Here is a 23,478-nt window from a genome sequence, read left to right on the forward strand (position 1 = left end):
TGGAGTTCCCAGTCTCGTGCGAAGTGAACTGTCGCTCTTGTAGGAAATCAATCGGCTGGGAGTGGCCAGCCGTCTAGGGCGTGGCCGGGATGATCGCGCAGGAATCGCCGCCGGACTTCGACGTACCGGGTCGGCGTGAGCCCGGTGAACTCCCGGAACTCGCGCACGAAGTGGGCTTGGTCGAAATATCCAGCGTCGGCGGCGACCTCGCCCCAGTCGATCGGTGCGGCGACGTCGATCGCCAACACGGTGGAGCTGAAGCGGTAGCTGCGAGCCAGCCGTTTCGGCGTGACACCGACGATGGCCTTGAACCGCTTCGCCAGATACGTGCTGCTGGCGCGGGCCGCCACACCGATGTCTCTGATCGGCACTGTCCCGCCTGTCGCCGCGATGGTGCTGCTCAGGTGGCGGACCAGGTCAAGACCGTCGATCACCCGCAGCCGTCGCACCAGCTCCTCCTCGAGCACCATGAGCATCTCGTGCGGTGCGTCGGCCAAGGTCAGTCGGTGTCGCAACGCAGCGATAGCGGGCCGGCCCCAGATCTGCTCCACCGTCGCCGGCCGGTCGCACAACTCGGCCGCGGGCATCGGAAGGAACGGGGCCAGCCCCCACGGCCTGAAGTGGACGCCCACGGACCGGGTCGGGGTCGGGTAGGCGAACTCCCACGCACGAGTGGGCGTGGTGACCGCGCAGCCGTCGGCGTACTCCACGTCTTCTTCGTCGGTGCCCGCGCGGAGGAGAAACGGTGCTCCGAGGTTGACGATGAGCAATGGCGCGGGCGCCGCCGGCAGCATCAACCGGGAGTACGGCGGGACGCCCGCCAGGTAGTAGAGGTCGCCGATCAGCCCGTCCAGCGGCGGACCGGGCACCCTCGACACATACTCCACGGCGACATCATCGCCGACAGCCCGTCCGGCATCACGCACCGCCGCAAACATCGAGCGGTCCGGCCGATGAGCGGCCCGACCAGCCGACAGCCGGTCAGAACTCGATCGCCAGACCTGGGGTGGCGACCCCGATCGGGCCGGAGAAGTTCTGCCGGGCCGCCGCGCGGGCGGCGTACGGGTCGGTGCCCGGTTCGAGGTGCGTCAGCAGCATGCCGCGTACGCCCGCCTCGGTCGCCTGAGCGGCCGCCTCGGCGGCGCTGGTGAGCATGCCCTTGGCGTCGTCCGGCACGGTTTCGGCGTACGTCGCCTCCGCGATCAGCAGCTGGGCCTCCCGGGCCAGCTCGATCACGGCCTGCCCGGGACCACCGTCGCCGGTGTAGACGAGCGAGCGACCGTCGGCGGTCAGCCGGATGCCGGCGTTGGGAACCCAGTGCGGCAGCAGCGCGGTGACGGCCTGGAACGGGCCGATGTCGAAGGCGTCGCCGGCCGTGAACTCCCGGATGTCGGCGAACTCGTCCAGCCAGCCGGGCCGGTCGAGGGCCATGACCGCGTCGATCGCGCCGGGCAGCGTGTAGATCGGCAGCGGTGCCGCCGCCCCGCCGCCGATCGCCCGCGCCCGCAGCAGCGGATTCAGGTCGGAGCAGTGGTCGGGGTGCCCGTGCGTGATGTAGACCGCGTCGACCTGGTCGGCCGGGATGTGGGTGAGCAGTTGCGGCAGCGTGGCGTAGCCGAGGTCGAGCAACAGCCGGAAGCCGTCGTGCTCCACGAGGAATCCGCTGCAGGCCGAGGCCGGTTCGGGCCAGGCGCCGCAGCCTCCGAGAACGGTCAGCCGCATGCCCTGACCATAGCTTCCCGGCGCGCGGCGGGCCGAGTCGGAGGGCTGATATTGACAAAGACACAGCCATGAGGTCACTCTGAACACATGTTCAGAACGGACGTTCAGAACACCGACGTGGCCATTGTGGGCGGTGGGCTGGCCGGGATGGCGACGGCACTGCGGCTCCAGGCGAGCGGGCTGTCCACGGTGGTCTTCGAGGCACACGGCCACCTCGGCGGCTGCGCCGGCTACTGGCGGCACAAGGGCTTCTCGTTCGACGTCGGCGCGACCACCCTGGTCGACTTCGAACCCGGCGGGGTCGGCGCGGAACTGCTCGACAGCGTCGGCGCCCCGGCGATCGAGGGCGAGCACCTGCCCGGCTACGAGGCGTGGCTGCCCGACCGGACCGTCACGCTGCATCGCGACCAGGAGAAATGGCACGCCGAACGGCTCGCGAAGTTCGGCGACGACGCGAACCATCGCGCCTTCTGGGCCGAGCTGGACCGGATCGCCGACGTCTTCTGGCAGGCCAGCCGGAACGGGATCAAGCTGCCCATGCGCCGCCCGGCCGACGTGCTGCACAACCTGACCGCCGTCGGGCTCGCCAACGCACCACACGCTCTGAAGCTGCGCCAGACATTGCAGCATTCGATGCGAAAGCACGGAGTCGACGGGGACCGGGCGCTGAAGACCCTGCTGGGCATGCTCGTCGAGGACACCGTGCACAGCTCGGTCGAGCGCGCACCCCTGATCAACGCGGCGCTCGGCATCACCATCCGCGGGGCCGGCCTGACCAGGCATCACGGTGGCATGCACGGCTTCTGGCGTACCCTCGTGGCCCTCTATCGCAGGCTCGGCGGCCGGGACCGGACCGGGACGCGGGTCCACCGCGTGCGGGCCGGGTTCCAGATCGAGACCAGCCGTGGGGTGATCCGCGCGGACCAGGTGGTCCTCGCGATTCCGGCACCCGCCGCGCAGACGCTGTGCGGCGACCTGCCGGTGGCCCGGCGGCTGACCCGCTACCTGGAGCGGGACCGGGGGGAGCTGGGTGGGGCGGTGATCGTCTTCCTCGGGGTGCCCGAACGGGAGGTCGGCGACCGTCGCCTCACCCACCACCAGTTCTGCCACGACTACGCGCAGCCGTTCGGCGACGGCAACAACATGTTCGTCTCGGTGTCCGCGCCCGGCGACACGCTCAGCGCGCCACCCGGGCACCGCGCCGTCATGATCTCCACGCACACCTCGCTGCCCGCGTGGTCCACCCTCGACACAGAGGGGTACGCCCAGCGCAAGAAGGAGATCGGCGAGCGATTGATCAGCCTGGCGCGGCGGGCGTACCCGGCGCTGGGGGAGCGGGCGGTGGTGGCCGAGATCGGCACGCCGCGCGCCTTCGAGCGGTACGCCTTCCGCCCGGACGGCGCGGTCGGCGGCCCGCATCAGACTTTGCGCAACAGCAACCAGTACGCCGTCCCACATGACCTCGGCGGACGCGGTCTATGGCTGGTCGGCGACTCGACCTGGCCCGGACTCGGCACTGTCGCCTGTGTCCTCGGCAGCCGGATCGTCGCCGACGGAATCCTCCGGGAAAGGCGGCGGTCACTCCGGGACAGGCGGCTGTCGCTCCGGGAAAGGCAGCTGCCATGAAGTTGCCCACGATGCGCGAGTTGGGCGAGGATCTGCTGGTGACGACGCCCGCCCGCCGCAGGATCGCGCTGGCCCGGCCCTATCTGGGGGTCGCCGCCTTCGCGGTGGCGATGTGGCTCGGGCTCTGGTGGCTGACGCCGCTGATGGTCTTCGGGATCTTCGTCGCCGTCGTCACGGTCACCCACGACGTCGTGCACCGCACGCTCGGCCTGACCGAGCCCGAGACCGACCGCTGGCTGTTCGCGCTCGGCCTGGTGTTGCTGGAGAGCGGGCACGCGTATCGGATCACGCACCGGCAGCATCATCGGCTGTTCCCGAGTCCCGACGACCCGGAGGGCTACCCGGCCAACCTGTCGTTCGCCGGTGCGGTCTGCTATGGGCCGGTGTTCCTGGTCCGGCTGTGGATCTGGGCGTTCGCCCGGTCGGGCCGGCGAGACCGGCTCTGGCTGCTGCTGGAGGCGGCGATCCCGGTCGCCGCCGTCGTGGGCGGAGTGCTCCTGTGGCCGGTCACGCCGGGCGTACTGGTCTACGCGGTGCTGGCGATCGTCGGCAGCTGGGTGTATCCGCTGCTCACGGTCTACCTGCCGCATCACGACTACGGCGACGAGCCGCTGCGGCAGACCCGCACGCTGCGCGGACGGATCATCCCCGCGATCTTCCTCGAACTGACCTACCACCTCGAACACCATCTCTATCCGCAGGTCCCGAGCCATCACCTGCCGGAACTCGCGCGGCGTCTCGACCCGTTCCTCGCCCGCGCGGGCGTACAGCCGGTGGCGGTGCCATGACCTCAGGTCCCCGGGTCGCGGCCCGCGAGCGCATCCTGCGGGCCGCGATCCTCGCGCTGTGCACCCACGGGTACGCCGGAACGACCGCCCGGTCGATCGCGGCCCTCGGGGGGTTCGCCCCAGGCGTCATCTACTACCACTTCGCCGATCTCGACGAGGTGTTCACGGCGACCGCGGCGTACACGAGCGAACTGCGCGAGGAGCGCTACCGCACGGCGCTCGCCGACGTGACCAAGGCGGTGCCGCTCGTCGCGACCCTGCGCACCCTGTACGCCGAAGACACCGAGTCCGGCCACATCGAGGCGGTGCAGGAACTCGTCGCAGCCGCCCGGCCGGGGTCGCCGCTGGCGGCCGCGATGGCGGCCCAGACGAGGCAGTGGGAACAGTTCGCCGAACAGATCCTGGGCCGGCTGCTGCGCGGCAAACCGTTGGGCCGCCTGGTGAACGTGCCGACCGCCGCCCGCGCCGCCGTCGCGTACTACCTGGGCATGCAGACGCTGACCCACCTCGACGGCGACCGCAGCCGGCCGGAAGCCGCGTTCGGGCAGGCCGCCCGACTGGCCGCCGCCTTCGACAAACTCCCCACCCTCCGCCGCCCCCGCTAACCCCCTTTCCTGCCGATCATGAACTAACGGTCGTGATCGACCGGCGTGTCGTGTCCGCAACATCATGATCGTTCCCCTACAGGGCTGCTCGTGGCGGGGGTGTGGGGGTGCCGAGGTGCGGTCAGACCTGGTGGTATTCCATGGCGCGTTCGATCGCGCGGTAGATCTTGGCGTACCGGGTGTAGTCCTCAAGACGTAGGAGCAGCAGTTCCGTGCCGGTGGCCGAGGCCCAGATCTCGTAGACCGCGTCGCCCTTGTCGTAGCTGTCGTCGACGCGGTGCAGCATCCACTCCCAGATCGCCCAGCCGAAGCCGCCCAGCATGAGGACGACCGCCAGCAGCAGGAGCGTGTTGCGCGGCACGTGTACGCCGCCGACGTTGGCCTCCGTGTACGCCGCGGAGACGAACGCGATGAGGATGACGAGCCCGATGACTCCGGCGAAGGTCATGATCGTGTTGAGGACGCCGCGGCCGGCGGTGCGGCTGCGTACGCGCCAGGTCGCCGCGCTCTCGGAATGCCAGACGTAGTCGAGGTCGGACAGGCGCCAGCGCCGGTTCTCGATCTGCAGGTACGCGGAGGTCACCACGACCGTCGCATCCCGATAGAACGTGATCATGGTGGCCTCCGGAGGGCTCGTCTTCTACGGTACGAGCCGGTCGCAAGCCGAACTGCCACACTGGTCGGGTGCGGATCTCGGCGGCTCTCCTGTCCTTCTTGCTGACGGCCTTGGTGCCCGGGGCGGTGGCGCTTGTCCCGGGGGCGGCGTACGCCGAGCCGGGGGAGATGTCGGTCGCGTGCATCGTGAACGACGACCGGGTCAGCGAGCTGTCCGGGCTGGTGGTCACCGCGTCGGGCTACCTCGCGATCAACGACTCGAACTGGGATCCCTCGGCGATCCGCATCTTCTACCTGGACAAGAAGTGCAAGCTCACCAAGTCGGTGGGCTATCCGACGGCGGCGCGTGATCCCGAGGATGTCCTCCTGGCGAAGGACGGCACGGTGTGGGTCGCCGACGTCGGCGACAACTACAACGCGTCGGTACGCCGCAAGACCATCGCGGTGTGGAAGCTGGCGCCGGGGGCGAAGAGTCCGGTGATCTACCGGCTGGCGTACCCGGACGGGCCGCATGACGCGGAGACGTTGCTGCTGGCGGCGGACGGTACGCCGATCATCGTGACGAAGGAGCTGGGCGGGCGGTCGGAGATCTTCGTGCCGACCGGTCCGCTGGTGGCGAAGTCGGCCGACGGGGTGCCGTTGAAGCGCGTCGGGTATGTGCGCCTGCCGGATTCGCAGACGCCGAACTTCCTGGACAGCATCGGGCGCCGGTTGGTGACCGGGGGAGCGGTCTCGCCGGACGGCCGTCATGTCGTGTTGCGCACGTACGCCGACGCGTTCGAGTGGGACGTGGTGGACGGGGACATCGTCAGGACGTTGACCGACGAGCAGCCGCGGGCGACTCCGTTGCCGGATGAGCAGCAGGGTGAGGCGATCGCGTACACGCCGGACGGGTCGGCGTTCGTGACCGCGTGTGACGAGCCGGCGGGTCCGACGACGTTGCGCCGGTATGTTCCCGCGGCGCGGCCGACCCCGTCTCCGCCCGCGTCGGCGTCGGGTGATCAGGAGCAGACGCTGGCGGTGGACGACGGCGGCCAGCCCAGCAATCGGCTGATGTTCGCCGTCGGCATCACCGGGTTGGTGCTGGTCGTCGTGGGGCTCATCGGGGTGGTGCTGCGGCGGCTGGCGCGCTGATCCAGCCGGCGGCTGGTTGGACGATGCGCGGGTCGCCGAGGATGCGCCGGTGGCCGAGCCCTTCGGTGAGGATCAGCTGGGACTGCGCGTACGCCTGGTGCAGCCGATGGGCTTGGTCGACGCGGACGAACTCGTCGTCGCTGCCGTGGAGGATCAGCATCGGCTGGGTGAACAGTTCGGGTTGGTGGTCGCTGCTGAGCCGGGTCCAGAGGTCGTCGCTTCCGCCGAGCATCTTCTCCATTCGCCGCCGGAGGTCGTCGGTGAGCCGCTGGCGGAGTCCGAGTTGGCGGGCGAACTCGGCGATCAGGTAGCTGAACTCGCTGATGCCGCTGACGGTGACGATCGTGTCGGCGCGTACGCCGGTGCGCAGGGCGTGGAAGGCGGTCAGGACGCCGAAGGAGTGCCCGACGATGCCGCGGAAGTCGCCGTGGCGTTGCTGGACGGCGTGGACGAGGCGGGCGTACTGCAGGATCGTCGTGGTGTCGCCGCCGGAGTCGCCGTGTCCGGGTGCGTCGACGGTGATCGCGGTGTAGCCGCGCTGGGCGAGTTCGGTGGCCAGGGCGGCGTATCGGCTGCCGCGGGAGGCCCAGCCGTGCAGGAGCAGGACGGGCCGGTCGCCGTCGCCCCAGCGGTAGCCGGCGACGCGTACGCCGTCCACCGTGTAGTCCTCCCGGATGGCGGCGGCATGGGCGGCCTGCTCGCTGGGGTGTACGCGTGCCCGGCGGGTGGGGCGGCGGAACAGCTCCCAGGCCAGCCGGCGGGCGAGGGGCGGGGCGGCCACGGAGGTGGCGTTGAGGAGCCCGCCGGTGAGCTTGTACGCGGTCGTCATGGGCGGAGCCTAGCAATAAATAAGACCGACCGGTCGGTTAGGTATCTCACATGGCAGGTTATTGAGGGAGTTGACTCTTTCGTAATCTCGATGCGGCCCTTAGATTGGTCCGGGAGCGCTCCCACGCCCATGGGAGTGTCCGTCCATGAAGGAGAAACCCGTGCATTCGTCCCCCCGCACGAGGCTCGCGGCGGTCCTCGCCGCCGCGACGGCCGCCCTCGCGGCCACAGCCGTCGGCCTGCTGGCCGGCGGTGAACCGTCCTACGCCGGCACGCTTTCCGGCACCTTCTACAAGGATCCGAACAGCCGCGTCCTGCAGTGGCTGGCGGCCAACCCCAACGATTCGCGGGCGGCCCTGATCCGCGACCGCATCGGCGTCCAGCCGCAGGGCAGATGGTTCGCCAGCTGGAACCCGAGCACGATCCAGTCCGAGGTCTCGGCGTACGTGTCCGGGGCCAACGCCGCCAACCAGATCCCACTGGCGATCGTCTACGAGATCCCCAACCGCGACTGCGGTGGCGCCAGCGCCGGTGGTGCGCCGGACTTCACCCAGTACCGCTCGTGGGTCGACTCGTTCGCCCGTGGGCTCGGCACGCGCACGGCAGTCGTGCTGCTCGAGCCGGACTCGCTCGCGCTGCAGACCTGCCTCAGCAGCACCGAACTGGCCAACCGCAACTCGGCGCTGGCGTACGCGATCAGCACGATCAAGACGAACAACCCGAGCGCGAAGGTCTACCTGGACGCCGGGCACTCGGCCTGGAACAGCGCGTCCGACCAGGCCCAGCGGCTCGTCAACGCCGGCGTACGCAGCGCCGACGGCTTCTACAGCAACGTGTCCAACTTCCGGTGGACCGCCGACGAGATCGCGTACGGCAAGAACGTCCTGAACGCGATCGGGTCGTCGAACCTGCACCAGGTGATCGACGTCAGCCGCAACGGCAAGGGCCCCAACGGCAGCGAGTGGTGCGACCCGGCGGGTCGTGGCGTCGGCGTGCCGCCCACCACCAACACGGGTCAGGCGACGGTCGACGCGTTCGTGTGGGCCAAGCCGCCGGGCGAGGCCGACGGGTGCGCCGCGGCCGCCGGGACGTTCGTGCCGGACCAGGCGTACCAGCTGGCTCTGAACGGGGTGGTCCCGACCGCGACCGCGACGAGCAGCCCGACCGCGAGCACCAGCCCGAGCGCGAGCACGAGCCCCAGTGCCAGCACGAGCCCGAGCGCGAGCACGAGCCCGAGTGCCAGCACGAGCCCGACCGGCAACACCTCGTGCTCGGTGGCGTACCGGGTGGACAACCAGTGGAACAACGGATTCACGGCCACGGTGACGATCACCAACCGGGGCCCGGCGATCAACGGCTGGACCCTGACCTTCTCGTTCACCGGCAGCCAGATCATCACCAACGCGTGGAACGCCGGGGTCACCCAGTCCGGCGTCACGGTCACCGCCAAGGACGCGGGCTGGAACGGCTCGCTGGCCACCGGCGGCACCGCGAGCTTCGGCTTCCAGGCGACCTACGGCGGCACCAACGGCACGCCGACCGGATTCAAGCTCAACGGCGTGGCCTGCTCCTGAACCTTCCGTCCTCTCCGGAAGAATGCGGCGTGACCTGCGAGATCCGCGGGTCACGCCGCAATCGTTCCACGGGGGAATCATGCGCATCCGCGCTATCACGCTGGCCGTCGCCAGCCTCATCGCCGTCACGCCGGCCCACGCGTACGCCGCTTCGCCGCCCGATCCGATCGCCTTCGTGCGCGACGGAAACGTCTGGGTGCGTACGGCGAGCAAGACGTTCCCGGTCAGCCGGCACGGGCACGCCGTGTGGCCGCGGCTGTCACCGGACAAGACCGAGGTCGCGTACGCCGAGAGCGGCAACATCACGGTCGCCTACATCGGGGGCGGGCCGGAGAACGTCTACACCACGGAGTTGACCCACGGTCAGGACGCGGGCGGCCCGGCCTGGTCGCCGGACGGCCGGTTCCTCGCCTACCGGGCCGGGGACGTCTACAGCGGACTGCTGACGATCCTGCGGCTCGGCTCGGCCGAGAGCGGCCACGTCGCCGGCCGCGCCGGCGGCCGAGTCGTCGCGGGGCGCCAGGAGCGGGCCGCCGCGCCGCGGGCCGGATTCGACCAGCTGCGGCACGCGAACACGCTGGACTGGTCGCCGGACGGCACGTCGATCGCCTTCCCGGGCGGGGACTGCTGGGGGATCTACGACGACTGCCTGACGGTGCTGAATCTCGCGTCGAACAAGGAGACCACCATCGCCGCCTGGGGCGGGGGCGGCGCGGAGCTGTCCGGCTTCGCCACCACGCCCCGGTTCAGCGGGGACTCACGCAAGCTGTTCTGGACCCAGCAGGAGGACGTGATCGAGCAGCCCGATCCGAGTCCGCTGCGGATCTACGGCTACAACCTGGCGACCGAGCAGCGTTGGCAGGTCGGCGCCGACGGGGACACCGTGCCGGTGCACCTGGGCGGTGGACGGTTCGTCGTCACCGCTCGGCATGCCGGGACGAGCTGGGTGGCGTATCTGAGCGGGACGTCGCACACCTGGCTGGTGCCGGGCGAGCAGGCCGACGCCCGCCGGGGCTGACTTCACAGCCGACTCCCAGCCCGAGCGGCTAAGGTGCGTTGGATGCAGCAGATGACCTGCCCGAAGTGCCAAGGCGCGATGCGCCAGTATGAGCGCAGCGGGGTAGTCGTGGATCAGTGCTCCGAGTGCCGGGGAATCTTCCTCGACCGCGGCGAGCTGGAGAAGCTCGTCGACGCGGAGAACTCGTTCCACGGCTCGGCTCCGCAGCCCGCGCAGACCCAGCCGCAGCCGCCGCAGTACCAGCAGCAGGCTCCTCAGCACCAACAGCAGTATCAGCAACAGCAGTATCAGCAGCAGCACTACCAGCAGCCGCGATACGAGGAGCGCCGGTACGGCAGCGACGGCTACGGCCACGACTACCACCACAAGAAGAAGAAAAAGGGCAGCTTCTTCGAGGAACTGTTCGACTGAGCCGGAATTCGGCCGGACGAGTTCCGTTCACCGAGCACGAACCTGAGCCCCGGGCCCCTACGCCCGGGGCTCAGGCGTTCCGGATGACCTCCGCCAGCGCCACCAGCGTGAGCGATCCGGGCACGAGGTAGCCGTCGTGACCGTCCACGTTGCCGGTCGGCAGCAGCCGGGCGCCGTATACGTCGCCGGTCGGGTCGGCGCCGTGGCCCAGCCCGGCCACGCGTACGCCCGGGATCCAGCCGATCCAGTCGCTGTCGGCGCGGGCGGCCCACAGCCGGGCGCTGGTGTGGAAACCGTCACCGAGGCCCGGGGAGGCCAGCACGGCGATGTCGGTGACCGTCGGGCCGAGGCGGTCGGCGGCGAGTCCGATCACCACGGTGCCGTAGCTGTGCCCGACGAGGATCACCTTCGCGGCCGGGTTGGTCACGGCCAGCCCGTCGACGAATCGCGTCAGCGCGGCCGCGCCCGCTTCCGCCCGGTCCTCGCGCATGGCGGCCTTGCCGAAGCCCTCCGGTGGGTCGTAGCCGAGCCACGCGATGACAGCGGTGCCCGGGTCGTCGACCGCGTCGGCGACGGTGCGGGCCTGCACGGCCGGTGCGCGCCGGGCGACCCCGCCCAGCCCTCGGTCGAAGTCGGCCAGGGTGGTGTCACTGCCCGGCACGATGACCACGATCCGGCGGGCGGTGGCCAGATCGCCGACGACCTCCACGGCCCGCCCGTCGCCGGCCGGGTCGTACGCGAGGAAGGCGCGCTGATCGGGCGAGCGCCGCAGCACCGACGTCGCGGTGAACCGCAGCGACACGGGCGCGCCGTCGAGCGCGGCGACCACCTCGGGATGACGCATGGCCAGCGCGGTGCGCTGAGCCGGGCTGAGCGCGGCGAAGAACTCCGCGACCTGACGGGGCGAGGCGGTCGCGGGATCCAGCCCCAGCGTCGCCGTGTCGGCGCGCCAGGCTCCGGTGTCGGGCATGGACAGTGTCGCGTCGTCGGCGGCGAGCAGGGGCGCGCCGAATGCTGACAGCATCGGCAGGCCGAGCGCGGTCACGGTGAGGGCGATGGTCTTGGCGACTGGCATGCCGCACACGATCGCCGTCGACCCGGGCCGGGCGCGTCACTCCGCGGAGCCAACTGCGCCCTCACCCCGCAGTGTCATGCGGACCCCGGCGTGATCAGACCAGACTCGTACGCCACGACGACGGCCTGCGCACGGTCCCGCAGCTCCAGTTTGGCCAGAATCCGCCCGACGTGCGTCTTGACCGTCTGCTCCGCCACGACCAGCCGGGTCGCGATCTCCTGATTGGACAGCCCCTGGGCGATCAGGGCCAGCACCTCGGTCTCCCGGGCGGTCAGGCCGTTGAGCGACGGGGGAGCGGCACGTTGCTGGTCCGGCCGCCGCGCGAACTCCTCGATCAGCTTGCGGGTCACCGACGGCGCCAGTAGCGCCTCCCCGGCCGCGACGACGCGTACGGCGTGCACCAGTTCGGCGGCTGGCGCGTCCTTGAGTAGGAAGCCGCTCGCTCCGGCGCGCAGCGCGGCGTACACGTATTCGTCGAGGTCGAACGTCGTCAGCATGAGCACCCGCGCGCCCTCCGCGACGACCAGCGGCGTCGCGGCCAGCCCGTCCATCCGGGGCATCCGGATGTCCATCAGCACCAGGTCGGGGTGCTCGGCGCGGACCAGCGCCACCGCCTCCACCCCGTCCGCCGCCTGCCCGACGACCTCGATGTCGGGTTGCGCGCCCAGCAGCGCCGCGAAACCCTCACGCACCATCTGCTGATCGTCGACCACCATCACGCGTACGCTCACTGCGTTTCCTCCACCGGCAGCGTCGCCACCACTTCGAAGCCCCCGTCGGCGGTCGGCTCCGCCCGCAACGTGCCGCCCAGCACCACGGCTCGTTCGCGCATGCCCAGCAGGCCGTGCCCGCTGCCGGCGACCGTCGCGGGCTCCGGCCCCGGCTCATTGCGTATCACCAGCTCTAAATGACCACCGCGGACCTGGACGGTCACGTGGACCCGCGCCCCCGCGGCATGGCGGGCCGCGTTGGACAGCGCCTCCTGGACGATGCGATAGGCCGCCAGGCCGGTCGCGGGCGTGACCTCGCCGTCGAGCGTGAGCTGCGCGTCGATGCGCAGACCCGCGTTGCGCGCGGTGCCGATCAGCTCAGGCAGGTCGGTCAGCGCGGGCTGCGGGGCGCGTTCCGGCTCTCCCGGACTGGTACGCAGCGCGCCCAGCATCCGCCGCAACTCGACCAGGGTCTGCCTGGCCGACGCTGCGACCTCGACGAACTCGGCGCGCGCGGACTCCGGCAGATCCGGCAGCCGATACGGCGCGGTCTCGGCGCGCACCGCCAGCAGCGACATCGAGTGTGCGACCACGTCGTGCAGCTCGCGGGCGATGCGGGCGCGTTCCTCCAGCAGCGCCCGGCGCGCTTCGGCCAGCTCGCTGCGCTCCTCCTGGACGTGCAGCTCGGCCTGCGCCCGGCGACGCACCTGGATCTGCTCGCCGAGGATGGCGACGGCCACCACGAGCAGGGTCGCGCTCGCGCCGTTGGCGGTGGGCACCGCCCACCACAGGATGAGGCAACTGATCACGGTGGACCACAGCGTGACGCCGAACGGTGCACGCATCGCGACGTAGAACAGCGCCACCAGCGCGACGAGGACGTTGGTCACCACCCATGGCCAGGCCTCGGCGTCGACGCGATGGTAGGTGCCCAGGACGAGGCCGACAGTGGTCAGCCGCCACGCCCACACCGGCTTGGCCCGCACGAACAGCAGCGGCGCCATGACCAGCACGGCCAGGCCCGCCGCGACCAGCGCGTTCAGATGGCGATTGTCCTGGTAGTACCGCTGCGTGACGGCGGTGAGCCCGATCCACGCCAACAGCCCGGCCGGGCGCAGCAGCGGGGTGAACCAGCGGCGCCGCACAGGCCGCCGGACCGGCGCCGCGGACGGGTCCGGACCCCACACCGTCCGCAGCAGGTCACGGGCCGTACGGGCGAGGAAGCTGCTCATCACCCGCAGGTTAACCGTCACCGGCGGCAGGGTGCGTCACACCCAGGAGCCACACAGCCCTACCCCTCTGGTATGACCGGTCAGTCGGCGGTGGGGCGGCGCGGGTCGACCATCCCGGCCCACGGGTTGTAGTCGACCTCGAGCGGCTCCTGCTCGGGGCGTTGCTTCTCGGGCACGTGCTGCAGGTTGACCCGGATGCGGTACCAGACCGAGCTGCGCCCGCGCATCCCGTCGACCAGCACGTCGGCCGGTTCGAGGAGCGCTGCGACCTCGGCGTGCCGGTCCTTCCAGCGGTCGAACCCGGCCAGCGCCTCGTCCTTGGTCTTGGCACGGGCGATCTCGACCAGCGGCATCGTGGACTGGCGGCGGCCGTCCTTCGACGCGCCCTTGGGCGGCTTCTCGGCCGGGCCGAGCTTCTTCGCCAGGTCGAGCAGCCCGTCGAGGCCGCCGGCGGTGTCCTCGATCCCCGCCCAGGGATCGCCCCGTTCGGCGAACCGCGGGCCGACGGTGGCGACGGTGAAGTCCGCGGGCCGGCAACCGGGGACCTCGTCCCAAGTCAGCGGCGTCGACACCCGGGCGTCCGGCGTCGGGCGCACGGAGTACGCCGAAGCCACGGTCCGGTCCTTGGCGTTCTGGTTGAAGTCGACGAAGACGCCTTCGCGGTCTTCCTTCCACCATTTGCTGGTGGCCAGGTCCGGCACCCGGTTCTCGACCTCGCGGGCCACCGTCTCGGCGGCCAGGCGGACCTTCGGGTACGGCCAGTCCGGGCGGATGCGGGCGTACACGTGGAAGCCTCGGGAGCCTGACGTCTTGGGCCATGCCGTCAGCCCGTAGTCGGCCAGCACCTCCTGGGCGGCCAGGGCCACGTCGACGATCTGACCCCACTCGACGCCCGGCACCGGGTCCAGGTCGATGCGCAGCTCGTCGGGGTGATCGAGATCCTCGGCCAGCACCGGGTGCGGGTTGAGGTCCACGCAGCCCAGGTTGATCACCCAGGCCAGGCCGGCCTCGTCGCGTACGACGACTTCTTCGGCGGAGGTGCCGGAGGCGTACTTGAGTTCGGCGACCTCGATCCAGTCCGGCCGGGTCGACGGCGCCCGCTTCTGGAAGAACGCCTCCTGATCCAGCCCTTTGACGAAGCGCTTGAGGATCATCGGCCGGCCGCGTACGCCGCGCAGGGCGCCGTCGGCGACCGTCAGGTAGTAGCGAACCAGGTCGAGCTTGGTGAGGCCGGGTTCGGGGAAGACCACCTTGTCGGGATGGGTGATCGTCACCTCGCGCCCGGCGACCTCCAGGGTCTGCGACGCCGCCATGTGCCCACCATACGCATCTGGATCGAGGTGTAGAGTCCGTCCGCATGGCGGAAAGCGTTTTCCCACCGGTCCCGGGGCAGCTCACCTCCCTGTCGAACGACATCGCGGCGGTCGCTGCCGACGACGCGCCGCTGCCGGTGCTCGGCTTCTCGGCGTACAACGACTTCTTCGTGACCGGGAACCGGATGCGCTTCGAGAAGCGCTACTTCCGGCGGCGTGCGCGGCTCAACGCGCTGGCCGCACAGGCGCTCCTCGACCCCGACGCCGACGTGAGCCGGCTCGCGGACGTGCTGTGGGCGGTCTGTGACGAGCACACCTGGGCGCTACCAGCGCATATTCACTCGCCGGGGAGGCTCTCGGCCGAGCCGCCAGGAGTGCAGTCAGGCGACCGAGAGGGCTGGGGCGCCGAACAGACCCTCGACCTGTTCGCCGCGGAGACCGCCCACGCGCTCGCCGAGATCGTCACCGGTCTCGGCCCGCGGCTCGATCCACTGGTCTCCCAACGGGTACGCGCAGAGGTCGACCGTCGAGTGCTGACCCCGTTGGCCGACCCGAGGCCGCTGGCGTGGGAAGGATTCGGCAACAACTGGGAATCCGTCTGCGCCGGAGCGGCCGGCATGGCGGCGATGCTGCTCCTGCCGCCGTCGGACCGGCTGTCGTCCATGCTGGCCCGATGCGGCAAGGCGATGGACCGGTTCCTCGCCGGCTACGGCGACGACGGCGGCTGCCCCGAAGGCGTCGACTACTGGGTCTACGGGTTCGGCTACTTCGTGTACTACGCCGTCATGCTGCACGAACAGACCGGCGTCGACCTGCTGGACGATCCGAAGGTCGCGCAGATCGCGGCGTTCCCGCACAAGGCGGCGCTCGGCGGCGGGGCGTACGCGCCCTTCTCGGACGCGTCGGAACGCCCGTGGCTGCCCGCCGGACTGCTCAGCCGGCTCGCCGAACGATTCGGCACCCCGCCCCCGGCGGTGATCCCGTCCTTCCACGACGACCACTGCTACCGGTGGGCGCATCTGGCCCGGACCCTCGCCTGGTACCGGCCCGCTTCGGCCGTCTCGACGGTGGCCGACTCCGACTTCCTGCCCGACCTGGCCTGGGTCGTCGACCGAGGGCCCGACGCCGTCTTCGCCGCCAAGGGCGGGCACAACGACGAACCCCACAACCACCTCGACCTCGGCGCGTTCCTGCTGCACGTACGCGGTCGCACCGTGCTGGCCGACCTCGGCGCGGGCGAGTACACCCGGTCGTACTTCAGCGACACCCGGTACGACCACCTGCACCCGTCGGCGCGGGCGCACTCGATCCCCGTGGTCGACGACGAACTTCAGCTGCCCGGGGCGGCCCGGCTCGCGACCGTGGTACGCCACGAGGTGCTGCCCGACGGGGTCGCCTTCGACCTCGACCTGACCGCGGCGTACGAGGTCGACGGGCTGCGCCGGCTGATCCGGCGGTTCCGCTGGTGGCGTACCGGACGGCTGGAGCTGACCGACGTGGTGACCGCCGACCGACCGCTGCCGATCACGGAAGTGTTCGTCAGCCGGTACGCCCCGGTCGTCGCCGACGCCGCAGTGCGCTGGGACGACACGGTGACGCTGGACGTGGACCGGCCCGTCGCGGTCGACGCCGTCGAGGCGACCGACCACCACGGGCGGCCGGACGTGGCGTACCGGGTGCTCGTGCCGGTGACCGCGCCGGCGGGGGAGTCGGCGCACACCTTCACGTTCTCCGTCCGGCTTCGCGCCGACCGTCCGCTGAGGCGGATCGCGTGATCTCCGGAAGGCCGCGTACCTAACCGGGCCGCGGATAGGTACGCCGGCTTCCGGAGATCACGGCGGCCCATGTCGGGTCGGCGCGCCGCGATGGGCGTCACGCGGCCGTCAGCGGTCGGCGTCCCCCAGCCGTCGGCGTCGCGCGGCCGAACGCCGTCGGCGTCCCCGAGCCGTCGGCGAGCGTCACCCCGCGAGGACGGGCGGCAGGTTGAACGCCGTGAAGACCTCCGGATGCTGGAAGACGTAGGTGTGCGCGATCCGGCCGTCCTGGACCGTGAACACCTGCAGGGTGTGCAGCCGCAGGACGCCTTCGTCGTCGGCGCAGTACGCGGCCACCGCCGGCTGGGTGTTCGCGCCGACCGACGCCGTACGCCACACCCGGCCCCGCAGGTCGTAGACGCGCGCCATGAACCGGCCGTAGTCGGCGGCTCCGCGGTACCACAGCGGCACGGGCGGCATCTCCAGGACGACGTCCGCGCTGAGCAGTTCGACCAGCCGGTCGACGTCGGCCGCCTCGAACGCCTCGACATAACGGTCGACCGTCTTGCGTACGTCGTCCGCCGGTTCGGCCATCTCGTCGGCGACCGGCCCGGCGGCCGACAGCCCGGCGCGGGCGCGCTGCAAGGCGCTGTTGACCGCGGCTGGTGAGGTGTCGAGCAGCCGGGCGGTCTCGTCGGCGCTGAAGTCGAGGACGTCCCGCAGGACCAGCACCGCCCGCTGGCGCGCCGGGAGCAGCTGCAACGCGGCGACCAGCGCCAGCCGAAGCGTTCCGCGGCGCACCACCTGACCGGCCGGATCGTCCAGCCGCGCGTCCGGGAACGGCTGCAGCCACGGCACGTCCAACGCGGGGACGAGCGGCGCCCGCGGATCGTCGGCCGGGGCGCCGATCCCGGCCGGCAGCGGACGCCGAGCTCGGCCCTCCAACGAGGTCAGACAGGTGTTCGTCGCGATCTTGTAGAGCCACGTACGCACGGACGCGGTGCGCTCGTCGTAGCGAGCCCAGGCCCTCCAGGCCCGCAGGAACGTCTCCTGCACCGCGTCCTCGGCCTCCGGCATCGAGCCGAGCATCCGGTAGCAGTGCACGAGCAGCTCCCGGCGATGCGGTTCGGCACGCGTCTCGAAGTCCGGCACGTGTTCACTCCCTACAGGTGGACCGGGGCGTTGGCGTACGCCGCGATCTTCCAGTCGTCGCCCTGCCGGACGAGCACCCAGGTGGCGTGGCGCTCCCGCTCGGCGGCCAGCGTCGTCTCACCCGGCATCAAGGTACCCGCGTGGCTGACGACCATTGCGGTGTCGCCGGTGATCCGGATCTTCTGCGGCTCGTCGACACCCTGCGTGCCGGCCAGCCGCCCGGCGAACGCGGCCGCCATGAACTCGCGGATCGCCTCGCGGCCGTCGTGGAACAGGCCGGGCATGACGACGGTGGCGTCCTCGGTGTACAGATCGGCGAACTTGTCGGCGTCGTACGCCGACCACGCCTCGTAGATCTGGCCGAGAACGGTGCGGACGGCGGCTTCGTCGGTGGTGACAGTCGTGGTCGTCATCGTGATGATCCTTCCGGTGCGTCAGGGTGGCCCGCGGCGGGCCGGTGAAGGTGACGCCCGGATATACCGGCGGGACGACCCGAACTCATCGCCCCGCCGGAAGAAATTTCTCAGGAGTCGACGCGGGTCGTCTCCGGGGAGACCTTCCCGGTCGTCGCGGCCGGTGCCGACGGCGGGCTCGCCTTGCCGCCGTTGCGGACGAACAGCACCGTCAGCGTCGCTACGGCCAGCACGATCAGCGGCAGCACCATGGTGCTTTTCATGGCCGCGGTGAAGCCCTCGTGGAACGTCTTGAGGGCCAGTTCGACGATGGCCTGCGGGGTGTTGGGCGGCAGCGCCGCGCCGCTCTGCCCGGCGCCCACCTCCAGGCTGCCCGAGCTGGCGCTCTTGAACGCGTCGATGAATCGGCCCTGCTGGTCCGGCGGCAGCGCGGTCGCGTTGGTCTGCGCGCTGTCGGTGAGCTGGGTGACGAGTTGGTTCTGCAGGAGCGCGCCGACGGCTGCCGAGCCGATGACGCCGCCGAGCTGCCGGGTGGTGTTGATCATGCCGGAGGCCGCGCCGGCGACCTGCGGCTGGACGTTGCGCATCGCGATCGTCTGCAGCGGGGCGAACGTGCAGCCCAGGCCGAGCCCGGCGACGAGCAGGCCGGGGATCAGGTCGCCCCGGTTGGAGTTCACCTGCGCCGAGAAGACCACGATGCTCAGGCCGACGACCCAGAGGCTCAGGCCGAAGAAGAGCACCCATTTGCCGCCGGTCTTGTCCGACAGCCGTCCGGCGAGCGGGGCCACGAACATCGAGACGAGCGACATCGGCGCCACGGCGAGACCGGCTTGGAGCGCGGTCAGGCCGAGTACCGACTGCAAGTAGATGATCAGCGGCAGGAACAGGCCGAGCATGCCGAACGCGATCGCGGCGACGACGCCGTTCATCAGGGAGAAGTTGCGGTCGGCGAAGATGCGGAACGGCACCAGCGGCTCGCGGTTGCGCTGGGCGTACTGCTGCCAGAGGAAGATCGCGAGCACGATCACCCCAGCGCCGATGATCATGGGGATGGTGATCGGGCCCCAGGCCTTGCCCCAGTCGTGCGACTGGCCCTCGATGAGGCCGTAGCAGATGAGGAAGAGCGAGATCGTGATCAGCAGGGTGCCCACGTAATCGAGCTGGTGCCTGCGGTTGAGCCGCAGGTCGGGCATGACGATGACGGCCATGATCAGGGCGATGATGCCGACCGGCACGTTGACGTAGAAGATCCAGCGCCAGTCCCAGTTGGTGACCAGCCAGCCGCCCAGCGTCGGACCGGCGACCGTGGCGACACCGGCGACGGCGCCCCAGATGCCGAACGCCGCGCCCCGTCGCTCCGGCGGGAAGATGACCGTCAGCACGGACAGGGTCTGCGGGGTCAGGAGTGCGCCGCCGACGCCTTGGATGACCCGGAACGCGATCAGCTGGCCGGGGTTCTGCGCGAGGCCGCAGGCCGCTGAGGCCAGCGTGAAGATGATCAGGCCCAGGATGAACAGCCGTTTCGCACCGTAGAGGTCGCCGAGGCGACCTGAGGTGATGAGCAGCACCGCGTAGACCAGGATGTACGCGTTGAGGATCCAGAGGATCTGATCGAGTGAGGCGCCGAGCCGGTCGATCATGTCCGGGATCGCGATGTTCACGATCGTCGTATCCAGCAGGATCATGAAGAACCCGAGGCAGAGTACGCCCAGAATGAGCCACGGGCTGTGTTTGGTCTCCGGCGGCCGGCCGGGTCCTGAGGTCATGGTCGCGATCTCCAGTCGAAGTGTGATCTCCACCCGTAGCCTCGTCCGGCTGAGCCCAAACGTCCAGGGAATCGCCGATGTTGCTCAGCCCTTACTCGCCGACGTATACTCGTCGGCGAGTAAGCGAGCAAAAGCGAGTCAAGCCCGAGGCGAGCAGAGGAAGAAGGGGAGGGCGATGGCGAAGCGGCGCAAAGTCGGCAACATGCTGGGGCTGGCGATCCTGGCCAACCTCCTCGCCAAGCCCATGCATCCCTACGAATTGGCGACCGAGCTGCGCGAGCGCGGCAAGGACCAGGACATGCCGATCAAGTGGGGCTCGCTCTACACCGTGGTCGGCAACCTGGAGAAGCACGGTTTCATCCGGGCCGTCCAGAGTGAACGGCACGGGCTGCGGCCGGAGCGGACGATCTACGAGATCACCGACGCCGGGCGCGCCGAGCTGACCGACTGGATGCGCGAGATCGTCGGCGTCGCCGAACGGGAGATCCCGCGGTTCGAAGCCGGGCTGTCGCTGATCGGCGTACTCGCGCCGGACGAGGTGATCGCGCTGCTGGAGCAGCGGCTGGCCAGTCTCGCCGTCCAGCTCGCGACCGCCAAGGCCAACCTCGACTCCGCTCCCGTTCCTCGGATCTTCCTGCTGGAGGCCGAATACGACCTCGCCGTACGCCGAGCCGAGGCCGACTGGATCAGGGGGCTGCTCGGCGAACTGCGCGACGGCACCATCCCGGGCGCGCAGCAGTGGCGGGAATGGCACGCCAGCGGGGCCGACCCGAGCCGGCTGCTGAGTTTCCTGGACGAACTGACGCCCGAGGGGAGACCGAAGGCCTGACGAAAGAACCCCGGCGCGGTGCTGCAACACCTCGCCGGGGCCAAACCAGAGCGAACCGAACCGCGAGGCGGCCCGATTGCCCGGTCGCACCAGCAAGGATAGCCGTCTCGCCGGTCCGGTCCGCGTACGCACCGGAGGAGAAGATGCGAGACATCCCAGGGCCGGCCGTCGTGGCCGAGGCCCTCGTCAAAACCTATCCCGGCGACGTCCGGGCGCTGGACGGGCTGTCGCTGACCGTCCAGCCGGGCGAGGTGTTCGGGCTGCTCGGCCCGAACGGCGCCGGCAAGTCCACCACCATCAAGATCCTGACGACGCTGGCCCGGCCCGACGCCGGGACGGCGACCGTCGCCGGGTTCGACGTGCTGCGCGAACCCGACCGCGTACGCCGGGTGATCGGCGTCGTGGCGCAGCGCTCGGGTGCCGATCCGGCCGCCACCGGGCGGGACAACCTGATGCTGCAAGGCCGCCTGTACGGGCTGTCCGGCGTACCGCTCAAGAGGCGGGTCGCCGAGCTGCTGGACCGGTTCGGTCTGACCGACGCGGCCGGGCGAGCCGTCAAGACGTACTCGGGCGGCATGCAGCGGCGGCTGGACGTGGCGCTGGGCCTCGTGCACCGGCCGCAGGTGCTGTTCCTGGACGAGCCCACGACCGGGCTCGACCCCGAGGCGCGGGCGGCGATGTGGACCGAGATCGCCCGGCTGGCCGCCGACGACGCGCTGGCCGTCGTGCTGACCACGCACTACCTGGATGAGGCGGATCGGCTGGCCGCCCGGCTGGCGATCGTCGACGCCGGTCGCGTCGTGGCTGACGGCGCACCGGAGACGCTCAAGGGCGAGCTGCGCGGCGACGCGGTCCATCTGCGGCTGCGGCAGGCCGCCGGAACCGAGGTGGCGACGGTGCTCGGCGGTCTGCCGGGCGTACGCGAGATCACTGTGGACGGTGTGACGGTGAGTGCTCGGGCTGACGACGGGGCGGCGGCCGTGCCCGGCATCCTCGCCGCGCTCGACCGCGCGGGCGTACCGGTGGCGTCGGTGACGGTCGCCCGGCCGTCGCTGGACGACGTGTACCTGCGCTACACCGGACGCCGGTTCAACGCCGACAAGACCGCCGACAAGACCGCCGAGAAGACGGCCGCGAACACGCTGGAGGTGGTGGCATGAACCTGCTGACGCAGACCTGGTGGATGACGCACCGTCGGCTCAAGGCGCTGTTCCGGCAGCCCGGCGTACTGGTCATCACGCTCGTGCAGCCGGCGGTGTGGCTGTTCCTGTTCGGTGCCCTGTTCAAGCGGATCGTCGAGCTACCCGGCTTCGGCGCGGGGTCCTACCTGGACTATCTGATCCCGGGCGTCGTGGTGATGAACGCCGTCTCGGCGAACATGTGGTCCGGCATGGGCGCCATCGACGAGATCGAACGCGGCACGCTCAACCGCTTCCTGGTCGCGCCGATCCGGCGCAGCGCCATCGTCAACGCCGGGGTCATCGAGGCGGCGGTCAGCACGATCGTCCAGTCGCTGATCATCGTGGTGCTCGGCCGGCTCGCCGGGGCACAGTTCCCGGGCGGGCTCGCCGGGGTCGCGGCGCTGCTGGCGGCGTGCGTACTGCTGGGGACGGTGTTCAACGGGCTGTCGACCGCGATGGGTCTGGCGGTGCGCCAGCGCGAGACGATCATCGGGCTCAGCATCTTCCTGCTGCTGCCGCTGACCTTCCTGTCGACGGCGTTCATGGCCGCGGCGCTGATGCCGGGATGGATTCGGCACGCGGCCGCCGCGAACCCGGTGAACTGGGCGGTCGAGATCGGTCGGACGGCGCTCAGCGCGAGTCCGGACTGGGCGGCCACGGCACGGTTCGGCGGCGGGCTGCTCCTGCTCGCCCTCGCGCTGGTAGCGCTGTCGATCCGCAGCTTCCGCGGCTACCAGAAGTCCATCTGACATCGAGGCGCTGGGGCCGCGGGTTTTGCGGCCCCAGCTTGACACAGTGAGGGTAGCCTAACCTATCCTTGCGGTCGTGTCGCCGTTCCGCATCTTCCCGGTCCGTGTCGCCCGGGTCACGCCGCTCAGTCCCTCCTTCGTCCGGGTCACGCTCAAGGGCGAGTCGCTGCGCGACTTCGCCGACAACGGCTACGACCAGCGCTTCAAGCTGCTCCTCCCGCTACCGGGCCGCGGGGTGAGCGATCTTCCGACGACAGGCGACTGGTACGCACAATGGCGTGCCCTGCCAACGGAACGTCAGAATCCGATCCGGACGTACACGGTTCGCGCAGTGCGGACCGTGCCGGCGGAGGTGGACTTCGACGTCGCGCTGCACGGCGTCACCGGCCCGGCGTCCAAGTGGGCCAGCGAGGTCCAGCCGGGCGACGAACTGGCCGTCTACGGGCCTGACGCGCGCTACGACGGCGTACACGGCGGGATCGACTTCCATCCGCCGGCCGTGCTCGGCAGCGTCCTGCTGGCCGGGGACGAGACCGCCGTACCGGCGATCGCCGGGATCCTCGAACGGCTGCCCGCCGACGCCCAGGGCGTAGCGCTGATGGAGGTGCCGGTCGCCGGCGACCACCTCCCGATCGCCGCACCGGCCGGGGTGACCGTGACCTGGCTGCCCCGCGACGGCCAGACGCACGGCGTACGCCTGATCGAGGCGGTCCGGGCAGCCGCCGAACGGATGCTCCCCGTGCCGGTCGGCGCGAACTCCTCCACATTGGAGGATGTGGACGTCGATCAGCAGCTGCTCTGGGAGGTCCCGGAGACCGTCCCGGACGGCCGGTACGCCTGGCTCGCCGGGGAGGCCGCCGTCATCAAGACCCTGCGCCGGGCGCTGGTCACCGAGTACGGCCTCGACCGGGGCTCGGTGGCGTTCATGGGCTACTGGCGTCAGGGCAAGGCCGAGGGCGCCTGAGGGCGCCTGAGGGCGCGTG

23 protein-coding genes are annotated in these 23,478 nt (G+C 70.7%); 12 read left to right on the plus strand and 11 right to left on the minus strand.

Going from position 1 to position 23,478, the window contains the following annotated elements; genetic code table 11:
* Nucleotides 1-47: 47 nt before the first annotated feature.
* Together HDA40_RS35925 and HDA40_RS35930 are read right to left on the minus strand one after the other, a co-directional pair.
* Nucleotides 48-887: a helix-turn-helix domain-containing protein gene (locus HDA40_RS35925; RefSeq protein ID WP_253762320.1), complete on the minus strand. Its 840-nt coding sequence runs from the start codon at nucleotides 885-887 to the stop codon at nucleotides 48-50.
* 94 nt (nucleotides 888-981) lie between these two features.
* On the minus strand, nucleotides 982-1,722 hold the full coding sequence (locus tag HDA40_RS35930; protein ID WP_253762321.1) for an MBL fold metallo-hydrolase: 741 nt from the start codon (nucleotides 1,720-1,722) through the stop codon (nucleotides 982-984).
* A gap of 87 nt (nucleotides 1,723-1,809) precedes the next feature.
* Here HDA40_RS35930 and HDA40_RS35935 point away from each other — a divergent pair, with 87 nt between their 5' ends.
* From HDA40_RS35935 to HDA40_RS35945, 3 genes are read left to right on the plus strand one after another with little or no spacing between them, the layout of a single operon-like run.
* Nucleotides 1,810-3,348 (plus strand): phytoene desaturase family protein, encoded by a 1,539-nt coding sequence (locus HDA40_RS35935; RefSeq protein ID WP_253762322.1) that lies wholly within the window; start codon nucleotides 1,810-1,812, stop codon nucleotides 3,346-3,348.
* Nucleotides 3,345-4,136, plus strand: coding sequence for a fatty acid desaturase (locus HDA40_RS35940; protein ID WP_253762323.1), 792 nt, complete (start codon nucleotides 3,345-3,347; stop codon nucleotides 4,134-4,136). The genes HDA40_RS35935 and HDA40_RS35940 overlap by 4 nt, the downstream gene beginning before the upstream one ends.
* Nucleotides 4,133-4,741 (plus strand): TetR/AcrR family transcriptional regulator, encoded by a 609-nt coding sequence (locus HDA40_RS35945; protein WP_253762324.1) that lies wholly within the window; start codon nucleotides 4,133-4,135, stop codon nucleotides 4,739-4,741. Before HDA40_RS35940 ends, HDA40_RS35945 begins: the two co-directional genes overlap by 4 nt.
* A 121-nt stretch (nucleotides 4,742-4,862) precedes the next feature.
* Here HDA40_RS35945 and HDA40_RS35950 read toward each other — a convergent pair whose 3' ends face one another.
* Nucleotides 4,863-5,357, minus strand: coding sequence for a DUF6232 family protein (locus tag HDA40_RS35950; RefSeq protein ID WP_253762325.1), 495 nt, complete (start codon nucleotides 5,355-5,357; stop codon nucleotides 4,863-4,865).
* Between the two features lie 68 nt (nucleotides 5,358-5,425).
* Between HDA40_RS35950 and HDA40_RS35955 the strand changes: the two genes are divergently transcribed.
* Nucleotides 5,426-6,490, plus strand: coding sequence for a WD40 repeat domain-containing protein (locus HDA40_RS35955; RefSeq protein ID WP_253762326.1), 1,065 nt, complete (start codon nucleotides 5,426-5,428; stop codon nucleotides 6,488-6,490).
* Here the strand turns inward: HDA40_RS35955 and HDA40_RS35960 are convergent.
* Nucleotides 6,456-7,319 (minus strand): alpha/beta fold hydrolase, encoded by an 864-nt coding sequence (locus HDA40_RS35960; protein WP_253762327.1) that lies wholly within the window; start codon nucleotides 7,317-7,319, stop codon nucleotides 6,456-6,458. The two genes, HDA40_RS35955 and HDA40_RS35960, sit on opposite strands and share 35 nt — an antisense overlap.
* 160 nt (nucleotides 7,320-7,479) lie before the next feature.
* On the opposite strand from HDA40_RS35960, the gene HDA40_RS35965 reads away from it, so the two are divergent.
* The 3 genes from HDA40_RS35965 (at nucleotide 7,480) to HDA40_RS35975 (ending at nucleotide 10,321) form a co-directional block, all read left to right on the plus strand.
* Nucleotides 7,480-8,892, plus strand: coding sequence for a glycoside hydrolase family 6 protein (locus HDA40_RS35965; RefSeq protein WP_308197802.1), 1,413 nt, complete (start codon nucleotides 7,480-7,482; stop codon nucleotides 8,890-8,892).
* Nucleotides 8,893-8,971: 79 nt separating this feature from the next.
* Nucleotides 8,972-9,910, plus strand: a complete 939-nt coding sequence (locus HDA40_RS35970) for a hypothetical protein (protein WP_253762329.1) — start codon at nucleotides 8,972-8,974, stop codon at nucleotides 9,908-9,910.
* Between the two features lie 42 nt (nucleotides 9,911-9,952).
* A complete protein-coding gene (locus tag HDA40_RS35975; protein ID WP_253762330.1) occupies nucleotides 9,953-10,321 on the plus strand; it encodes a TFIIB-type zinc ribbon-containing protein in 369 nt (122 codons plus the stop codon).
* Between the two features lie 70 nt (nucleotides 10,322-10,391).
* Here HDA40_RS35975 and HDA40_RS35980 read toward each other — a convergent pair whose 3' ends face one another.
* From HDA40_RS35980 to ligD, 4 genes are all read right to left on the minus strand, one after another.
* Nucleotides 10,392-11,396, minus strand: coding sequence for an alpha/beta hydrolase (locus HDA40_RS35980; protein WP_253762331.1), 1,005 nt, complete (start codon nucleotides 11,394-11,396; stop codon nucleotides 10,392-10,394).
* Nucleotides 11,397-11,470: 74 nt separating this feature from the next.
* Nucleotides 11,471-12,112: a response regulator gene (locus HDA40_RS35985; RefSeq protein ID WP_253763933.1), complete on the minus strand. Its 642-nt coding sequence runs from the start codon at nucleotides 12,110-12,112 to the stop codon at nucleotides 11,471-11,473.
* Nucleotides 12,113-12,123: 11 nt separating this feature from the next.
* Nucleotides 12,124-13,359, minus strand: a complete 1,236-nt coding sequence (locus tag HDA40_RS35990) for a sensor histidine kinase (RefSeq protein WP_253762332.1) — start codon at nucleotides 13,357-13,359, stop codon at nucleotides 12,124-12,126.
* Between the two features lie 59 nt (nucleotides 13,360-13,418).
* Nucleotides 13,419-14,651: a non-homologous end-joining DNA ligase gene (gene ligD, locus HDA40_RS35995; protein ID WP_253762333.1), complete on the minus strand. Its 1,233-nt coding sequence runs from the start codon at nucleotides 14,649-14,651 to the stop codon at nucleotides 13,419-13,421.
* Between the two features lie 44 nt (nucleotides 14,652-14,695).
* On the opposite strand from ligD, the gene HDA40_RS36000 reads away from it, so the two are divergent.
* Nucleotides 14,696-16,426 (plus strand): heparinase II/III family protein, encoded by a 1,731-nt coding sequence (locus tag HDA40_RS36000; RefSeq protein WP_253762334.1) that lies wholly within the window; start codon nucleotides 14,696-14,698, stop codon nucleotides 16,424-16,426.
* Between the two features lie 183 nt (nucleotides 16,427-16,609).
* On the opposite strand, the gene HDA40_RS36005 is transcribed toward HDA40_RS36000, so the two are convergent.
* The 3 genes from HDA40_RS36005 to HDA40_RS36015 form a co-directional block, all read right to left on the minus strand.
* The gene (locus HDA40_RS36005; protein ID WP_253762335.1) at nucleotides 16,610-17,557 is read right to left on the minus strand and encodes an RNA polymerase subunit sigma-70; all 948 of its coding nucleotides are present in this window, start codon (nucleotides 17,555-17,557) and stop codon (nucleotides 16,610-16,612) included.
* A gap of 11 nt (nucleotides 17,558-17,568) precedes the next feature.
* On the minus strand, nucleotides 17,569-17,970 hold the full coding sequence (locus HDA40_RS36010; protein ID WP_253762336.1) for an SgcJ/EcaC family oxidoreductase: 402 nt from the start codon (nucleotides 17,968-17,970) through the stop codon (nucleotides 17,569-17,571).
* 110 nt (nucleotides 17,971-18,080) lie between these two features.
* Entirely contained in the window at nucleotides 18,081-19,769 is a 1,689-nt protein-coding gene (locus tag HDA40_RS36015) for a DHA2 family efflux MFS transporter permease subunit (RefSeq protein WP_253762337.1), read from the minus strand.
* A gap of 142 nt (nucleotides 19,770-19,911) precedes the next feature.
* Here HDA40_RS36015 and HDA40_RS36020 point away from each other — a divergent pair, with 142 nt between their 5' ends.
* The 4 genes from HDA40_RS36020 (at nucleotide 19,912) to HDA40_RS36035 (ending at nucleotide 23,459) form a co-directional block, all read left to right on the plus strand.
* On the plus strand, nucleotides 19,912-20,565 hold the full coding sequence (locus HDA40_RS36020; protein ID WP_253762338.1) for a PadR family transcriptional regulator: 654 nt from the start codon (nucleotides 19,912-19,914) through the stop codon (nucleotides 20,563-20,565).
* A 143-nt stretch (nucleotides 20,566-20,708) separates the two neighbouring features.
* Nucleotides 20,709-21,725 carry an ATP-binding cassette domain-containing protein gene (locus tag HDA40_RS36025; RefSeq protein ID WP_253762339.1) on the plus strand — a complete coding sequence of 339 codons (1,017 nt, stop codon included), beginning with the start codon at nucleotides 20,709-20,711 and terminating at the stop codon, nucleotides 21,723-21,725.
* On the plus strand, nucleotides 21,722-22,495 hold the full coding sequence (locus HDA40_RS36030) for an ABC transporter permease (RefSeq protein ID WP_253762340.1): 774 nt from the start codon (nucleotides 21,722-21,724) through the stop codon (nucleotides 22,493-22,495). The genes HDA40_RS36025 and HDA40_RS36030 overlap by 4 nt, the downstream gene beginning before the upstream one ends.
* Nucleotides 22,496-22,571: 76 nt before the next feature.
* Complete coding sequence (locus tag HDA40_RS36035) at nucleotides 22,572-23,459, plus strand: siderophore-interacting protein (RefSeq protein ID WP_253762341.1); 888 nt, start codon at nucleotides 22,572-22,574, stop codon at nucleotides 23,457-23,459.
* The last annotated feature ends 19 nt before the right edge of the window (nucleotides 23,460-23,478 follow it).

The sequence above is a fragment of the Hamadaea flava genome, from assembly GCF_024172085.1.
Classification (GTDB): domain Bacteria; phylum Actinomycetota; class Actinomycetes; order Mycobacteriales; family Micromonosporaceae; genus Hamadaea; species Hamadaea flava.